Annotated in this window: 13 protein-coding genes; 10 read left to right on the top strand and 3 right to left on the bottom strand. The window is 39.4% G+C overall.

Annotated elements, in window-relative coordinates; translation table 11 throughout:
- The first annotated feature begins 348 nt into the window (after positions 1-348).
- Together ABJE44_RS15310 and ABJE44_RS15305 are read left to right on the top strand one after the other, a co-directional pair.
- Positions 349-1,008, top strand: a complete 660-nt coding sequence (locus ABJE44_RS15310) for a YoaK family protein (protein ID WP_348111376.1) — start codon at positions 349-351, stop codon at positions 1,006-1,008.
- A gap of 39 nt (positions 1,009-1,047) precedes the next feature.
- Complete coding sequence (locus tag ABJE44_RS15305) at positions 1,048-1,719, top strand: haloacid dehalogenase type II (RefSeq protein ID WP_348111377.1); 672 nt, start codon at positions 1,048-1,050, stop codon at positions 1,717-1,719.
- Between the two features lie 59 nt (positions 1,720-1,778).
- On the opposite strand, the gene cysZ is transcribed toward ABJE44_RS15305, so the two are convergent.
- A complete protein-coding gene (gene cysZ / locus ABJE44_RS15300; RefSeq protein WP_133471487.1) occupies positions 1,779-2,501 on the bottom strand; it encodes a sulfate transporter CysZ in 723 nt (240 codons plus the stop codon).
- A 207-nt stretch (positions 2,502-2,708) separates the two neighbouring features.
- Between cysZ and smc the strand changes: the two genes are divergently transcribed.
- The 8 genes from smc to ABJE44_RS15260 all read left to right on the top strand — a co-directional run bounded on the left by smc (position 2,709) and on the right by ABJE44_RS15260 (position 13,231).
- On the top strand, positions 2,709-6,185 hold the full coding sequence (gene smc / locus ABJE44_RS15295; RefSeq protein ID WP_348111378.1) for a chromosome segregation protein SMC: 3,477 nt from the start codon (positions 2,709-2,711) through the stop codon (positions 6,183-6,185).
- A gap of 50 nt (positions 6,186-6,235) precedes the next feature.
- Entirely contained in the window at positions 6,236-7,627 is a 1,392-nt protein-coding gene (gene zipA / locus ABJE44_RS15290) for a cell division protein ZipA (protein WP_348111379.1), read from the top strand.
- A gap of 67 nt (positions 7,628-7,694) precedes the next feature.
- Positions 7,695-9,728 carry an NAD-dependent DNA ligase LigA gene (ligA, locus tag ABJE44_RS15285; RefSeq protein ID WP_348111380.1) on the top strand — a complete coding sequence of 678 codons (2,034 nt, stop codon included), beginning with the start codon at positions 7,695-7,697 and terminating at the stop codon, positions 9,726-9,728.
- A gap of 73 nt (positions 9,729-9,801) precedes the next feature.
- A complete protein-coding gene (locus ABJE44_RS15280; RefSeq protein ID WP_348111381.1) occupies positions 9,802-10,755 on the top strand; it encodes a DUF2157 domain-containing protein in 954 nt (317 codons plus the stop codon).
- Positions 10,752-11,801 (top strand): DUF4401 domain-containing protein, encoded by a 1,050-nt coding sequence (locus tag ABJE44_RS15275; protein ID WP_348111382.1) that lies wholly within the window; start codon positions 10,752-10,754, stop codon positions 11,799-11,801. The genes ABJE44_RS15280 and ABJE44_RS15275 overlap by 4 nt, the downstream gene beginning before the upstream one ends.
- On the top strand, positions 11,798-12,340 hold the full coding sequence (locus tag ABJE44_RS15270; RefSeq protein WP_348111383.1) for a GDYXXLXY domain-containing protein: 543 nt from the start codon (positions 11,798-11,800) through the stop codon (positions 12,338-12,340). Before ABJE44_RS15275 ends, ABJE44_RS15270 begins: the two co-directional genes overlap by 4 nt.
- Before the next feature lie 44 nt (positions 12,341-12,384).
- The gene (locus ABJE44_RS15265) at positions 12,385-12,561 is read left to right on the top strand and encodes a PLDc N-terminal domain-containing protein (RefSeq protein ID WP_348111384.1); all 177 of its coding nucleotides are present in this window, start codon (positions 12,385-12,387) and stop codon (positions 12,559-12,561) included.
- 112 nt (positions 12,562-12,673) lie between these two features.
- Positions 12,674-13,231, top strand: a complete 558-nt coding sequence (locus tag ABJE44_RS15260) for a helix-turn-helix transcriptional regulator (protein ID WP_348111385.1) — start codon at positions 12,674-12,676, stop codon at positions 13,229-13,231.
- A 217-nt stretch (positions 13,232-13,448) separates the two neighbouring features.
- Here the strand turns inward: ABJE44_RS15260 and ABJE44_RS15255 are convergent, their stop codons facing one another.
- Together ABJE44_RS15255 and glpT are read right to left on the bottom strand one after the other, a co-directional pair.
- Positions 13,449-14,111, bottom strand: coding sequence for a spondin domain-containing protein (locus tag ABJE44_RS15255; protein ID WP_348111386.1), 663 nt, complete (start codon positions 14,109-14,111; stop codon positions 13,449-13,451).
- Between the two features lie 225 nt (positions 14,112-14,336).
- Positions 14,337-15,683 carry a glycerol-3-phosphate transporter gene (gene glpT / locus ABJE44_RS15250; RefSeq protein ID WP_348111387.1) on the bottom strand — a complete coding sequence of 449 codons (1,347 nt, stop codon included), beginning with the start codon at positions 15,681-15,683 and terminating at the stop codon, positions 14,337-14,339.
- Positions 15,684-15,725 lie beyond the last annotated feature (42 nt).

Below are 15,725 nucleotides of genomic sequence, written 5' to 3'. Positions count from 1 at the left end.
TATTGTTTAACTGGCTCTAAAGTAGTCAATGGTAATGTATAAATAAACCATTTTGCGATTAGTATCATGAAAGTGTATTTAAAGTATCAATATTCAATACTTTTCCAGCGCGCTGCATATAAAATTAGGCTTATATCCAAACAAGATTGATAACAGAGTACGTCTTAAATAATAGTTATTAAAAATAAATGGATAAAATACTTTAAGAACTTTTTGATCAAACTCAAGATGGCAAAGGGTGTAAATAGTAAAATATGAATGTATTTAGCTAGGGAAAAGGTTATGGAAAAATTTCAGGTGTCATTCCGATTACTTTATTAAATTGAGATTATCAAGGAACTTACAAAATTGATTTCGAAACTGCCTAAATGGGTTGAAGTTGGTGCCTTTGTTTTGGCGCTAGTTGCTGGGTTTGTAAATGCTATCGGGCTTTTGAGTTTTGAACATCAATCCGTATCACATGTTTCCGGTACTGCCACCTTTTTAGGAACAAGTTTATTTAATGGCTCCTTGCTACAAGTTTTTCACTTACTTGGCATACTATTGTCATTCCTAATCGGCTCTGCCTTGGCTGGTTTTCTTTTACATGGCGCTACTTTAAAATTGGGCAAGCATTACGATACTGGTTTATTTATTGAAGCCATTTTGTTGTTGGGTGCATTAGCTTCATTACTTAATGAATTCTTTCTCGGTCACTTTTTGGCCTCTGCTGCCTGTGGTTTACAAAATGCTTTGGCAACCAAATACAGTGGAGCGGTAGTTAGAACAACGCATGTTACGGGGATCTTTACGGATTTAGGTATTATGATTGGAGCCGTTTTAAGGGGGGAACCTCTTGACACTCGTAAGGCTAAATTATTCTGTTTAATTATTTTAGGGTTTATTATTGGTGGAGCTGCGGGTACTGTTAGTTATGCAGAATATCACTTTTATGCACTACTGTTACCGGTAACTGTATGTTTAATATGTGCGGTGGTTTACAGATTGTATTCTAGAAACCACAATTAACTGTGTTTTTAAATCCATGGTGCCATTAGGTTAAAATAGATGTACCAAGAGACTATCCTTTTCGATATTAATGAAACTGTTTTGAACTTAAGTTCATTACAGCCAAACTTTACGTCTGCTTTTGATGATGATAAAGCCTTATCGTTATGGTTTTCTGAGTTATTACATGCATCTACCGTATGTGTTGCTACTAACGTTAAAACCGATTTTTCTAGTTTGGCCAGCTCTACGTTAGATGTGGTAGCAGGGCGTTTGGGTGTGTCGTTAACTGCTGAGGTAAAGGCAAATTTACTTTCTGGCTTTGGCTGTTTACCGCCACATGAAGATATAAAGCCCGCACTTACAAATTTAAAACAAAAAGGATTTCAACTTGTAGCTTTTTCAAACTCCTCAAATGAACTTATTGTAACGCAAATCAAAAATGCTGGTTTATCTGATTTTTTTGATGACATTGTGTCTGTAGAGAGTACAGGTAGTTTCAAGCCAGATTTAAAAGTTTATCAATTCGTGGCAGAAAAATTACGGCAGAGAGTTGAAAACTTGAGGTTAGTCGCTAGTCATGACTGGGACATACATGGTGCGTTAACTGCTGGGTTAAACGGAGCATATCTAGACAGAAGTGGTGCACCATACAATGCTTTATTTCTTATGCCTGATATTTATGAGAAAAATATGATGGATATAGCAGAAGCCATTATCCAAAAACGCTAGTTTAAAATTAGGGTGTAACTATCAGTAATTATAGTTACACCTTATTACACTCGACATCCTTAAACTTGGTCCTTTAATTCCTCTACCCACAATGCTGTGGCACCGCATACTGCAACTGGCATCACCAAGAAGTTTACTATAGGGATCAAAGAACACACACTTACTGTAATTCCAAAGCTAAAGCTTTGTGATTTATTGTCACCTAGCACATGCTTCATTTTTGTAAAAGGAACTTTGTGATTATCAAATGGGTAGTCACAATATTGTACTGCCATCATCCAAGCACTAAACAAGAACCACAATATTTGTCCAAAAACCGGCAAAATGAAAAATAATAATAAAAAGCCAATTGCTCGTGGTAGGTAATAACTTAGCTTGGCTAACTCTCGCCCTAACGTACGAGGGATATCCTTAAATACATCCAGTAAACCTGAGTCATCCATTGCTTGCCCTGTTAGGTGCTGTTCTACTTTCTCTGCTAATAGGCCGTTAAAAGGCGCGGCTATCCAGTTCGCTAAAGTTCCAAAGATTAAAGAAAACACCAGTAATATACTAATAACGGCAATTGGCCAGATAATGTAACTTAAGCCTTGTTTTAACCAGCTTAACCAGTCCCAATCGGGGATGAGGTCAACCATCCAAACAATACTGGCGCTGATTTCGCCAAATAAATAATAAAATGCAACAGAAAATAAAATAAGATTAATTGCTAAGGGGAAAAACACAAATCGTTTTAATCCTTTGGTTGTAATTAGACTAAATCCCAAGAAAAAATAATGCATAGTAAACTTTAATAACCTTTTGTTTTGTTTGAATTAACTACAATATTAACCGGTACAAACGTCAATTTATTTATTTGAAGTATACGGAACTCGCGCAGATGATCAAAACGTCAATTGTTACACTTGATGACTTTTGGTACATTCACTTACTAATCAATAATAATTATAATATTTTTAGGGAAATTACGACTTCGTGTCTTTCACTCTATGCGCCTGAAAAAAATAAAACTGGCCGGATTTAAATCTTTTGTAGATCCAACCACTATCCCATTTCCTGATGATATGACCGCTGTCGTAGGCCCTAACGGCTGTGGGAAATCCAACGTAATTGATGCTGTACGCTGGGTTTTAGGGGAAAGTTCCGCCAAAAATCTTCGTGGCGATGCCATGACAGATGTTATTTTTAATGGGTCAACCGCAAGAAAACCCGTATCTCAATGTAGTGTTGAGCTGGTGTTTGATAATTCCCTTGGACGAATACAAGGTGAATACGCTGGCTACAATGAGTTATCAGTGAAACGTATCGTCACCAAAGAAGCCAAGTCCAGTTATTTACTAAATAATGCAAAGTGTCGTCGTAGAGATGTAACTGACCTATTTTTAGGGACAGGTTTAGGCCCCCGAAGTTACGCGATTATCGAGCAAGGCATGATTTCTCGATTAATAGAGTCGAAACCTCAAGAATTGAGGGTGTTTATAGAAGAAGCGGCTGGCGTGTCAAAATATAAAGAGCGTCGCCGAGAAACAGAAACCCGTATTCGTCATACTAAAGAAAATCTTGAAAGGTTAGAAGATGTTCGAGGTGAATTAGGACAACAGCTTGAAAAACTACAACGTCAAGCGTCTGCAGCTAAGCGCTACAAAGAATTAAAACAGAGCGAAAGACAATATAAAGCTGAGTTAGCTGCTTTACGTTGGTTAAAACACAGTAAAAAGGTTGAAGTTTTAGAATCGGATATTGCACAAAAAAATGCTGATGTTGAGGCTTATGTTGCTACTCAGCGTAATGAAGAAAAAGACATTACGCTTTATAAAGAACAACAGCATGATGTTAAACAACAGTTGTCAGATATGCAGCAACAGTTGTTTAAGGTGAGTACAGACATCACACGTATAGAGCAAATTCAAATTCATACTAAGCAAAGGCAACAGCATATTGAGCAGGAGTCACAATCTCTGCGGGATGCTATAACCGACAATAAAATAAGTCAGCAACAGCACCTAGACACCATTAAAGGCTTAGAGCAGCAGCTAGAGTTAGCAGGTCCAGAAAAAGAGTTGCTTGATGAGGAGGTTGAACAGGCTCAATTTAGGTTACTAGAGTCAGAGGAACAGTTCAGTCAAGGGCAACATCAATGGCGAACTCAGGAGCAAGAGTTTAATCAACGTAAACAACAAGCCCAAATTTGTCATGGTAAAATCCAATCGCTAATGTCCATGCAAATGCGCACTCAACAGCGCATTGGAGAGCTAAAAGATGAATTATCAGCCGAGTCGGACCAAGAATTGGATGTAAAGATAGAAGCCCACCAAGAACAAATATTAATCCAAGAGCAAACGTTAGATGAGCTTGCAGAGTTAGCCCACCAAAGGGAACAAGCGGAAAGCGAAAAACGTAATCAGCAGCAGAAAGCCAGTCAGCTACAGCTAACAATTCAAGGGTCTTTGCAAAGCCTCAATGCCCAAATAGATGCGTTAACAGCGTTACAACAAACTAGTGACCAGAGAGATAATGGTTTCGAAACATTGGATCAGCAGAACATAGAATATAAAAAGTGGTGGCAAACTTTAGACATTACGCCTGGCTGGGAACAAGCATTTGAAACTGTCACCCAGCAATGGCAACTGGCTTTTGAACTCAAAGACAATGTAACACTAGAAACCCTATTAGATTGTGCAGATGGCTCTTGGTTATTTTCGGGAGATTATGTCAGTGACATTGCCTCAGAGTCTATTGCGTCAAAATTAAATATGACTAAGGTGCCTCTGTGGTTAACTCATATTATGTTTACCGAAAATCAACAGCAAGCCCAAGCATTGTTACCTCAACTAAAACCATATCAAAGCGTGGTAACAAAAGATGGCATTTGGTTAGGCCAAGGTTGGATTGTTTCTGGTAATACAAGTCAAGACTCTGGTTTGCTAGCTCGTGAGAACCAAATTAAAGAGCTGAGACAACAACAGAACCAGATTGCTGAAGAATTGAGTCAGGCTGAATCAGCAGCCAAAAGTACTGAACAAGCATTGCTTGATTGTATACAAGACTCTAAGGGCGCGCAGCAACAATGGGATCAACATAAGCAAGGGTTACAAACAAGTCGGAACCAACTCCAATTATTTACTGGACAAAAGCAACAAACCTTAAGTCGACACAGTCGATTAAATGAGGAATTATGCCGGCAGCAAGAAACCTTCGAAGATGAACGTCAGCAATTGGATGAATTAGCGTTGCAAGCCGAAGAGTTAGAGCAAGCTGTTGAGGCATTAGAAGAGCAACAGATAGCATCAGAGCAAGGTCGAGAGCAATTTCAGAAAAATATAACCGATAGTCGCACCCGCCTAGAAAGCGGCAAAACTAAACTGCATCAATTGGCACTTCATTTACAAGGGCTCAAAAATCAATACGATGGACTTATATCGGGTCAACAAAGAGAAGACAAATTACTCAATACCATGGAACAAAAGTTAGCTCTTTTACAAGTAGAACTATCTGAAATTTCTATGCCTCTCGAGGAACAGGTTGAAAACCTACAATTGTATTTAGAACAAAAGGCTACCCTTGAAATCGAACAGAACGACTTATCAGAAAAATTGTCTGAGATAGAAGAAAAGCTACGTGAAGCAGAAAAAGGTCAACAAGGGGTAACTGATAAAATTCAATCTATGTTAACTGAATTACAGAGCGTTAAGCTAGAGTGTGAAGGTTTTCGAGTAAGAGCGAATGCAGTTCTAGAGCAATTAGAAGAAATGCAGCAGCCCTTAAAAACGGTGTTAGATGATTTAAGTGCAGATGCAGAAGAAAACGAATGGCAAAGGTTACTTGATAAAACAACGGCTTCTGTAAGTCGACTGGGCGCGGTAAACTTAGCTGCTGTTGAAGAGTATGAAGTGCAAGCTGAGCGTAAAAAGCATTTAGATGATCAAAATGATGATTTAGTGTCTGCCATGGATATTTTAGAGCAAGCCATTCGTAAAATTGATAAAGAGACCCGAACCCGGTTTAAAGAGACTTTTGATACCGTTAACGAAGATTTAAAAATGTTGTTTCCTAAGGTATTTGGTGGGGGTTCAGCATATTTAGAGTTAACAGGTGATGATTTGTTGGAAACTGGTGTGAGTATTATGGCTAGACCGCCAGGAAAGAAAAACAGCACGATTCACCTTCTTTCTGGTGGTGAAAAAGCGCTGACCGCTTTATCATTAGTGTTTGCGATATTTAGATTAAATCCAGCGCCATTTTGTTTGTTAGATGAAGTTGACGCGCCATTAGATGATGCCAACGTAGGGCGGTTTTGTAAGTTGGTATCTGAAATGTCAAAAAGTGTGCAGTTTATTTACATTACTCATAATAAAATTGCCATGGAAATGGCCACCCATTTAACAGGGGTCACAATGGCTGAGCCGGGTGTATCGAGAATGGTCGCTGTTGATGTTGAAGAAGCTGTTGCCATTGCAAATGCTTAATTAATGTTTGTCTTAAAAATTATAATAAATTGAAAGTACGAGTGAATTAAATGGAAGATGTGTTACGTTGGTCATTAGTGGTTGTCGGAAGTTGTGCCATCATTGGTGTGGCCTTGCATGGTATATGGGTGTCACGTAAAAATAGTGAGCAAACGCCCCAAAAAACTAGAACTAGACCAGAGTTACAAACAGAAGATCAATACCCAGTTAATGATGTCGCTGAAAAAGACGCAGATGTTTCCATAAACTTTGACAATGATTTTAAAGAGCCCTCTGTTGAGCTTGAGGTTACTAGTACATCTGTAAATTCTTCTAAATTCGATGATTTAGGACTAAGTAGTGTTCGAGTGGTGTCGGGTAGTACTTCAGCAGAGCCCAATGAGGCAACTGAAATTAAACACCAGAGCTCCCCAACTATCGCCAATACTGAAGTTGAATATCAACAAGAGTCTAAAACAGAACAGCAATCTAACGAATCTCCAAGTAAAATTTATGCTTCGGTTGTAACACAACCTAAGCCTGAGTATATAAAACAAAGCGACGTTTCTAAGTCTAAAAATAGTGACCTATCACAGCAGCATAAAGTAGTGTCTTCTAGCACGACTGGAAACCCAAAACCATCAATGAGCACTGGCACAAGCCAAAGTAGTACTAATTCGATTTCTGATGGATATCAAGCGCCAGAGCCCCCCCCATTTTTACTTAAAAAAGATACCTCCCCCGAGACTGAAATTACAAAAGACATTCCAAAAGCCGATGACGAGCCACTAGTTAAAGATATTAAATCCGTTGGCTCAGAAAAAAGTGTCACTGAAAAGCCTAGCCTTAGTGAACAAGCACGCAATTTGGTAAAACGTAAAAAGTCTGAAAATACGCGAAAACGTCGAGAGCCCAAAATGGCTGAAGATCAAATGAAAATTGATTTTGATGAAGAAGACACCAAAGACGTTACTCAGCCACAGGCAATAGAACCAGAGAAAAAATCAGAAACAAAACAAGCCAAGGTAGAGCAGCAAGAAGTATTAGTGCTTAATGTTAAAACTCCAGACGGAGAGCCAATTTCAGGAGCAGCATTACTGCCTATGTTGCTTACCTTAGGGTTTAAATTTGGGGATCAAGATATCTTTCACCGCCATGTTAATTCTAATGGTAAGGGGCCTGTCTTATTTAGTTTGGCGAATATGTTCAAGCCAGGTGTATTCGATATTGATAATCTAGAAAATTTTAGTACCCAAGGTGTGTCATTATTTATGATTTTACCGATTGACGGTGAACCTCATCAGGTTTTTAATATGATGCATAATGCAGCTCGTAAAATTTCTGAAGAATTGTCAGCGCAAATTTATGATGCCAAACGCAGTTTATTAACCAAACAAAGCCTGCAACAATACGTTGAAAAAATTCGTGAATTCGAACGCCAACGTATGCTAAAAAACGGATAATACTCAACTATTCTCCCCTCACGTTTGTGAGGGGACTGCTTAATCTCTTTTCTATGGAATGCTTCTTATGGCAGTCTCGCAAGACACAATATTAAAACTCGCCGCTATCAAAGCCACTATTACAGAATATAACTACCAATATTACGTACTAGATAACCCAAGCGTGCCTGATGCCGAATACGACAGGCAAATGCAGGCTTTAAAGGCGATTGAAACCCAATACCCTGAATTACTTACTTCAGACTCACCTAGTCAAAAGGTGGGAGACATGCCATTACCAGAGTTTCAACAGGTAGAACACGAAGTCCCTATGCTGTCTTTAGATAATGCTTTCGATGAAGCAACCTTTCTTGCTTTTGAAAAGCGTATGCAAGACCGATTAAAAAGCAGTGAGCAGATTACTTATAGTTGTGAGCCTAAGCTTGACGGCTTGGCGGTAAGCTTACTGTATGAAAACGGAAGATTGGTGCGCGGCGCGACTCGAGGCGATGGTAAGGTTGGAGAAAATATTACAGCAAACGTCCGTACAATTCGTAATATCCCCTTAATGCTCAGAGGAGATGATTACCCTGAACGGCTTGAAGTGCGTGGTGAAGTAGTTATGAGCCGTGATGGCTTTATAAAACTAAATGAAAACCAACTAGCTGAAGGCAAAAAAGTGTTTGCTAATCCCAGAAACGCAGCTGCCGGCAGTTTACGACAACTGGATTCGCGAATAACAGCCAAACGACCTTTGCTATTTTTTACCTACTCTCTTGGGTTGGTCGAAGGGGAACAAAAACCCTTAGCCCAAACCCACTCAGCCCGTTTACAACAGTTAAGTGAATGGGGATTCCCTCTTAGCAAAGAACTACAAGTAGCCCAAGATTCAAGTGAATGTTTAGCGTATTACCAAGCGATTGGTGCAAAACGAGATGCACTTAATTACGACATCGATGGGGTCGTATTTAAAACTGACAAGATAGCGTTACAGCAAGAACTTGGATTTGTTGCTAGAGCGCCGCGCTGGGCTATCGCCCATAAATTCCCTGCTCAAGAAGAAATGACAGTGGTGCAAGATGTAGAGTTTCAAGTTGGCAGAACAGGGGCGATTACTCCCGTTGCAAGGCTAGAGCCTGTATTTGTGGGTGGTGTGACCGTATCTAATGCAACGTTGCACAATCAAGATGAAATTCAACGTTTAGGTTTAAAAATAGGCGACACGGTGATTGTCAGGCGGGCAGGGGACGTTATCCCGCAAGTTGTCTCGGTTATTTTAGAAAAGCGCCCAGTAGATGCAAAAGAGATAGTGTTTCCAAAAACCTGTCCAATTTGTGATTCAAACATAGAAAAGCTTGAAGATGAAGCCGTTGCAAGATGTACTGGCGGGCTGTATTGCGGTGCGCAGCTTAAAGAATCTATGAAGCATTTCGCGTCTCGTAAAGGTTTTGATATCGACGGTTTGGGTGACAAAATTATCGAACAGCTAGTTGATTTAAAATTAGTCAAAGCCCCTGCAGACTTCTTTAATTTGGAATTGGTTCAGATATCAAATTTGGAACGTATGGGTGAAAAGTCAGCTGCTAACCTAATCCAGTCTTTAGAAAAGAGCAAACAAACGACTTTAGCTAAGTTCCTGTATTCTCTAGGTATTCGAGAAGTGGGTGAAGCTACTGCTGCTAATTTAGCCGCCCATTATTGTGAGTTAGATGCCATTAAAACGGCAACGGTAGAGAGTTTGCAAGAAGTAAGCGATGTGGGTGTGATTGTTGCGCAGCACTTAGTTAACTTTTTTGCTGAAGAGCATAATGTTCATGTCATAAACGATTTAATTGCGGCAGGTATACATTGGCCAAAAATAGAAAAAATTGAGCTCGACTCTTTACCACTTGCAGGTCAAACCTATGTGTTAACAGGAACCTTATCGCAAATGGATAGAAATACTGCAAAAGCCAAGTTACAAGGTTTAGGTGCGAAAGTAGCGGGTAGTGTATCTGCTAAAACAACTTGCTTAGTGGCTGGTGAAAAGTCGGGATCTAAGTTAACGAAAGCCGAAGCCATAGGCGTGAAGGTGCTAAACGAACAAGGCATGTTAGATTTATTTACCGAGCTTGAAGCCTAAATTAATCTTGCTCATGGTTGTAGTGATAACGTTATACTCTTAGTAAGCGAGTGTAAAACAAGGAAATGGTTAAATGATTGATGATAACGCTGCTGATACCCGGCAGCTATTTACTGAGCTTATTGAATCTAAAGAGTTGGCAATAAAGGATGTTCCAGAGGCCATTGCTATAACCAAAATATCGCCCTCGGCCGTTCAATGGCAAAACTTCATCAATATCCTTTTACTTTGGTTTGGAAGCCTCTCCTTGGCATTTGGCGTGATATTTTTTGTTGCAGCAAATTGGCAAGAAGTAGGGCGTATGGGGAAGTTTGCCATAGTGGAAGGCGCTCTCTTAAGCGCGATGATCTTACACCTAAAATTTCGCCATAAAGAGGTTATCAGACAAGTCATTTTATTGGTCGCTATCTTATTGGTTGGGGCGTTAATGGCACTGTTTGGGCAAACTTACCAAACTGGCGCCGATCCATGGCAATTATTTTTTAACTGGGCATTGTTAACCACACCTTGGGTGTTAATTAGTCGGTTCAGTGTTATCTGGTTAATTTGGTTGGGTCTACTTAACCTTTCGATTAGTCTTTATTATCAAACCTTTGGTGGTTACCTCAATATTGCGTGGGTTGCTTTTGCTTTCAATACGGCTGCGCTTGTTATTTGGCAAGTTAGTGTGAGTAAATTTAGCTGGTTAAATAAGACTTGGGCTATTAACTTTCTGGGTTTTACCACTTGTGCATTAGCCCTAAATCTCTTTGTTCGTGGCCTTTTTAACGATGAGCCTGCTGGGCTAATAATTTGGGGAATATGGACGGGGGTTACTTTTTATGTATATCGCTACCGAATATTAAACCTATTTATGTTGGCAGGCTGGGCTGTGTCTATGTTAGTAGCAGCGAATACATTACTGATAAAGATACTCCCAAACTTTTTTGAGGCCGCATCCTTTATGCTTTTAACGATAGTAACGATTGGTTTAGGCACCTATTTAAGTGTTTGGTTAAAATCCCTGGTTAAGTTGGGGCGCACATGAAACCTGAACATGAAATATTAGCATCTCTTCAAAAAAATCAGTTAATTAATCATGAGGTTAGTAGGACAACCAATGAAGTTGACTCTCCTTGGTATATAAAGATATTGATGGGGGTCAGTGGGTGGTTTGCCGCTTTATTTATTCTTGGTTTTTTCGGTGTTGCTATAGCTAGTTTATTTGAAAATACCATTGCATTGATCATTGTCGGTTTGGCCATGATTGCAGGTAGTTATAGTTTACTATCATCAAAAAAATCAGAGTTCTTTGAACATCTTTGTCTCGCGTTTAGTTTTGCAGGACAGGCACTTATAGTCTTTGCATTATTTAACCAAGGCGATTTGAAGGATATTACTAATTGGATCATGTTGAGCTTAATGTGCGGTTCTTTAGCCATAGTTATGCCGAGCTACATCCATAGCTTAGTGTCTGCTTGCTTAGCTACCCTTTGCTTTTCATATTTAATGTATTTAGTGGGGCTACCCTCTTTTTTTAGTGGTGTGGCTTTGTTCCTAGTGGCTAGCATCTGGCTATATGAATTTACTTTTAGTTACCACGTCAAAAAATTACAGGCAATTGGGTACGGAATGGTTATAGGATTGATGCAATTTAAAACGTCAATTTTGTTTAGTCAAGGCGGTCAAACTTGGGCGCAAGACATGGTGCCATATGTAAACCAATGGCTCGACGAAGGGCTAAATATCTTAATATTGATATATATTGTCGTACAAATGCTAAGACATAAATCATTACTTATCGCACGAGCAAACTGCTTAATAGGCATGGCCGTGGTTATGTTATTTTGTATTGGTAGCTTTTTTGCAAACGGCATTATTGTTGGCCTTACTTTGGTGCTTTTAGGGTTTGCGAATCAGAACAAAACTCTATTAGTGTTAGGGGTTATTTGTACATTAATTAACTTGTCTTCTTATTACTATTTCCTAGATATCACCTTATTGAACAAGTCATTGATTTTAGTCACAATGGGCGCTTTAAGTTTGTTACTTATGGTTTTAAATAAGCGCTTACCAGCGGGTAAAGTGTTATGAAATACAACGTGGTAATGTGGCTTACTGGGGTCGTTATTTTAATACTTATAAACCTGTCTATTTGGCAAAAAGAAGCACACCTAGATGAGGGGGAAGTGATTTATCTTGAACTCGCTCCCGTTGACCCTCGCTCCTTAATGCAAGGAGACTATATGGCGCTAAGGTATAAGCTGAGTAACAGTGTGTATACTGCGTTAACTGGCGTTACCGACACTGATAATAATCAAGAGTGGCAAGATTGGAATAACCAAGGGTTTTCTGCTACCGATGGTTATCTTATTGCTGAAAAAGATCAAAATAACGTGATGAAGTTTGTGCGTCTAGATAACGCTGAAGCAATGACAGCCTCCCAGAGAAAGCTACAATTTAGATTTAGAGATAAGCGAGTTAAATTTGCCACCAATGCATTCTTTTTTAGTGAAGGGGATGGTGCATTATATGAAGACGCCCGATACGGCGTGTTTCGCTTGAATACTCAGGGGGAGGTTCTACTTACGGGCATGTTAGATGAGCAGTTTAATATGTTAGGTAATCAGTAGAATGTCAATAATCGAACTATAGAAAAGGAAAGTATATGTTTGGGATGAGTTCAATACTTGTGTTGCTAATTTGGTTAATACCTATCATTTTAGTCGCTAAATCAAATCGTACCCAAGGTAATGAAAAGGTAGCGTGGCTATTATTAATTGTATTTGTGTCTTGGATCGCATGGGTATTTTATTTGTTGTTAGCCCCTATTAAGCAAACTCCAACACATTAATAATATTCATTGTTAGTCGTTAATATTCACCTTCCTAGTCCTTTAAGAATAGCCAAGACTAGTGGCGTCTTATCAGCGTTTGGTAAGGCGTTAGTATTTTAGGAGGCAAAAAATGACATTGGGTAGAAAACTAAAAAGTTTACGAACAGAGCATGAATTAAGTCAGCCAGAATTGGCTGATAAAATTGGAATTGAGCAGTCATACTTATCTAAGTTAGAAAATGATAAGTCATTGCCTTCAAACGAAGTGCTTCGCAAGATTTTAGATGCTTTTCACTTATCTTTATCGACATTTTTAAAAGATTTTGAGCTGGGTAAAGAGCATGGCGTATTGAGGCAGATCCCAATTGTTGATGAGTATTTTTCTGAACAAGAAACTGTCAGGTTTGCGCAACAACGAGTGTATTTAATTACCTCAAGCTTGATAATCGTGCTGGCAGTTACCTTATTTTATATGGGCTATAGTAAGCAGGTGTTTTCAGAAACTCAATTTCAATATGAGTCGCAGGGCGTAATTTTTGAAGGTGAGCCTGATGTTATCTTTTCTAGGTGGATGGCTTTATTAAGTCCAGACGAATTGGCTGACCGTACTTTTATGGCAAATAAAAAACTTGAAATTGCCCTTAGAGTTGACGAACAGATGATTTCTTTATTTGAATATGCCGGGTAAAGTTTTAAACAGAAACAGCAAGGTGGGCACCGTCATTTTGTACTTAAAAGAGAAAAACAGATTAAGCGGCCTATAAATGCCTGGTTGCAGGTGTTGGGCGTATTTCTATTTAGTCTCGGTGTTATGGGGTTTGTGATTGAGAGGCGTTTTTTTAAGTAACTTGTTTAAGCATAATGTAAAAGGGGCGGGCAACGCCCCTAACTATTATTGAGAGCAGCTATTTTCGAGAAATAGTAATTTTAGCGACTGCGTCACGCCAATCATACTCTGATGCTAGAAGATCGCCTTCACCATGAATCCCTGCACTAATGTGTACAAACCCTTCATCAGAGGTACTCTCTTCTGAAAAACCTATACCACCACAAGCAGGGCCAGGAATGTTGTCACATAATTCATCGTTATCTTCGGTGCCGGCGTCATAAGCTTTTGCAAAATATACCTCAGTATCTGTACGTCTGGGTAAATACACTGAGTCTAATGCCATAAAAGTGTCATTTGTAGGAATTAACATGGCAGCCAAACTTAGCCTAGGAAATCCTCGAGATGTTGATAATTCAAGGGTGACTGATTCTCCTGGTCTCAATAGCCCATCTGATAATAGAGGAGCAGAGTTTTCAGTGTCATGAACTAGACTAGGTGTTGATAATAATACCTCTTCTAACGGTGCTGGGTTGCCTGACTCGGCTAAGGTTGCTAACTCTATGGACGCCGGGTTACCTAATTCAAAATAGCTAATATTGGTACTATGTGTCGCCGCTAAAATAGGCGTAAAAATTTGATTGCTAGTAATATTGGTTATGGTTACTTCGTAGGCTCTATCATTGGCAAAAGCGCTTCCCATCATTAATATAGCTGCTGAAGTACAAAGGATCTTTTTCATTTTATGTTTCTCCGTGATTGATATTTTTATTAAGTCATACTGCGACTTAATAAAAATAGAGAGTTGATATCACGGGGTACTCACATATTTATAACAATTCTATTAAACCCTTACATATATTGTGATTTTTATGTGATAACTTGGATTGGAACAGATGCAATATCAATAAAATGGATCAGAGACCAGCAATATATAACGCCATTACAGGTCTCAATTATAGGGCATTCAGTGTTGTTGGTGACTTTCATGGGCAACTTCATGTTTTAATGTCAGTGCGATTAACATAATGGCGCAAATACATCCACCGACTAAAAGCACAAAACCACCGTCCCATCCGAAGTGATCCACTGTATAACCTAACGCAATATTGGCCACTACCGCACCGCCTAAGTAACCAAATAAGCCTGTTAATCCTGCGGCTGTACCTGCTGCCTTTTTAGGGACTAACTCTAAAGCAAATAAACCAATTAACATCACAGGTCCGTAAATTAAGAAACCTATAGCCATTAACGCAGCGATATCGACGGTAGGGTTACCTGCAGGGTTAAACCAGTAAATTAGCACTGCAACTAATACTAACACCATGTAAAGAATGGCAGCGGGAGCTCTGCGGCCTTTGAACCAAGCGTCGCTGATATAACCACATAAAAGTGTGCCGGGAATACCTGCCCACTCATATAAAAAATAAGCCCAAGAACTTTTATTAAAAGAGAAATCTTTAACTTCATAAAGGTAAGTGGGAGCCCAATCTAAAACTCCATAGCGGATCAGATATACAAACGCGTTAGCTATGGCTATGAACCATAACAACTTGTTATTGAGTACATACGTCAGGAAGATTTCTTTCGCACTAAATTCAAGTTCGTGCTTTTGGTCATAGTCTTTTGGGTAGTCGTTGCGATGCTCTTCAATGGGGGGCAAGCCACAAGATTGTGGGGTATCTCGTAAAGTTAAAAAAATAAATATTGCAACAAAGGTAGCCGCAGCTGCCGGTACATAAAATATGCTATGCCATTCGTTGAACCATGCCATGCCAAATATGGCTAGCGGACCGATTAATCCACCGCCAATGTTATGAGCAATATTCCAAAAGGATACTGTTTTGCCTCTCTCGTTACCTGAAAACCAATGCACCATAGTGCGGCCGCAAGCAGGCCAGCCCATACCTTGGGCCCACCCATTAAGAAATAACAATATGAATATAGAGGAAACACTCGCTGTCGCCCAAGAAGTAAAACCAAATAAAAACATAACACAGGCTGATATTAATAAGCCTGTGGTAAGAAAGTACCTAGGGTTACTGCGGTCTGAAACACTGCCCATTAAGAACTTACTTAAACCGTAAGCAATGGATACCGCTGAGAGGGCTAAGCCCAATTCGCCTTTACTAAAGCCTTGTTCTTCGATTAGAAAAGGCATGGCGAGAGAGAAGTTTTTACGGACTAGATAATACCCTGCATATCCCACAAAGATGCCTATAAACACCTGCCAGCGCAGGTGTCTATATTCTTTATCAGTGTGTTCGTCAGAAACACGCCCAATGTGAGGAGCAGGTTTAAAGATACCAAACATAATAGGTTGACCTAATTGGTTTTCTTCAATTAGAACAAAATA

Origin of the sequence: Paraglaciecola sp. (assembly GCF_039942875.1) — a bacterium.
GTDB lineage: Bacteria > Pseudomonadota > Gammaproteobacteria > Enterobacterales > Alteromonadaceae > Paraglaciecola.
The sequence above is the reverse complement of the archived record's forward strand: the minus strand, read 5'-3'. Positions and strand labels throughout refer to the sequence as shown.

Bases quoted from the DNA above. Each gene is read 5' to 3' on its own strand.
- ABJE44_RS15305 (WP_348111377.1), top strand. From the start codon at position 1,048: ATGTACCAAGAGACTATCCTTTTCGATATTAATGAAACTGTTTTGAAC.
- cysZ (WP_133471487.1), bottom strand. From the start codon at position 2,501: ATGCATTATTTTTTCTTGGGATTTAGTCTAATTACAACCAAAGGATTA.
- smc (WP_348111378.1), top strand. From the start codon at position 2,709: ATGCGCCTGAAAAAAATAAAACTGGCCGGATTTAAATCTTTTGTAGAT.
- zipA (WP_348111379.1), top strand. From the start codon at position 6,236: ATGGAAGATGTGTTACGTTGGTCATTAGTGGTTGTCGGAAGTTGTGCC.
- ligA (WP_348111380.1), top strand. From the start codon at position 7,695: ATGGCAGTCTCGCAAGACACAATATTAAAACTCGCCGCTATCAAAGCC.
- ABJE44_RS15280 (WP_348111381.1), top strand. From the start codon at position 9,802: ATGATTGATGATAACGCTGCTGATACCCGGCAGCTATTTACTGAGCTT.
- ABJE44_RS15275 (WP_348111382.1), top strand. From the start codon at position 10,752: ATGAAACCTGAACATGAAATATTAGCATCTCTTCAAAAAAATCAGTTA.
- ABJE44_RS15270 (WP_348111383.1), top strand. From the start codon at position 11,798: ATGAAATACAACGTGGTAATGTGGCTTACTGGGGTCGTTATTTTAATA.
- ABJE44_RS15265 (WP_348111384.1), top strand. From the start codon at position 12,385: ATGAGTTCAATACTTGTGTTGCTAATTTGGTTAATACCTATCATTTTA.
- ABJE44_RS15260 (WP_348111385.1), top strand. From the start codon at position 12,674: ATGACATTGGGTAGAAAACTAAAAAGTTTACGAACAGAGCATGAATTA.
- ABJE44_RS15255 (WP_348111386.1), bottom strand. From the start codon at position 14,111: ATGAAAAAGATCCTTTGTACTTCAGCAGCTATATTAATGATGGGAAGC.
- glpT (WP_348111387.1), bottom strand. From the start codon at position 15,683: ATGTTTGGTATCTTTAAACCTGCTCCTCACATTGGGCGTGTTTCTGAC.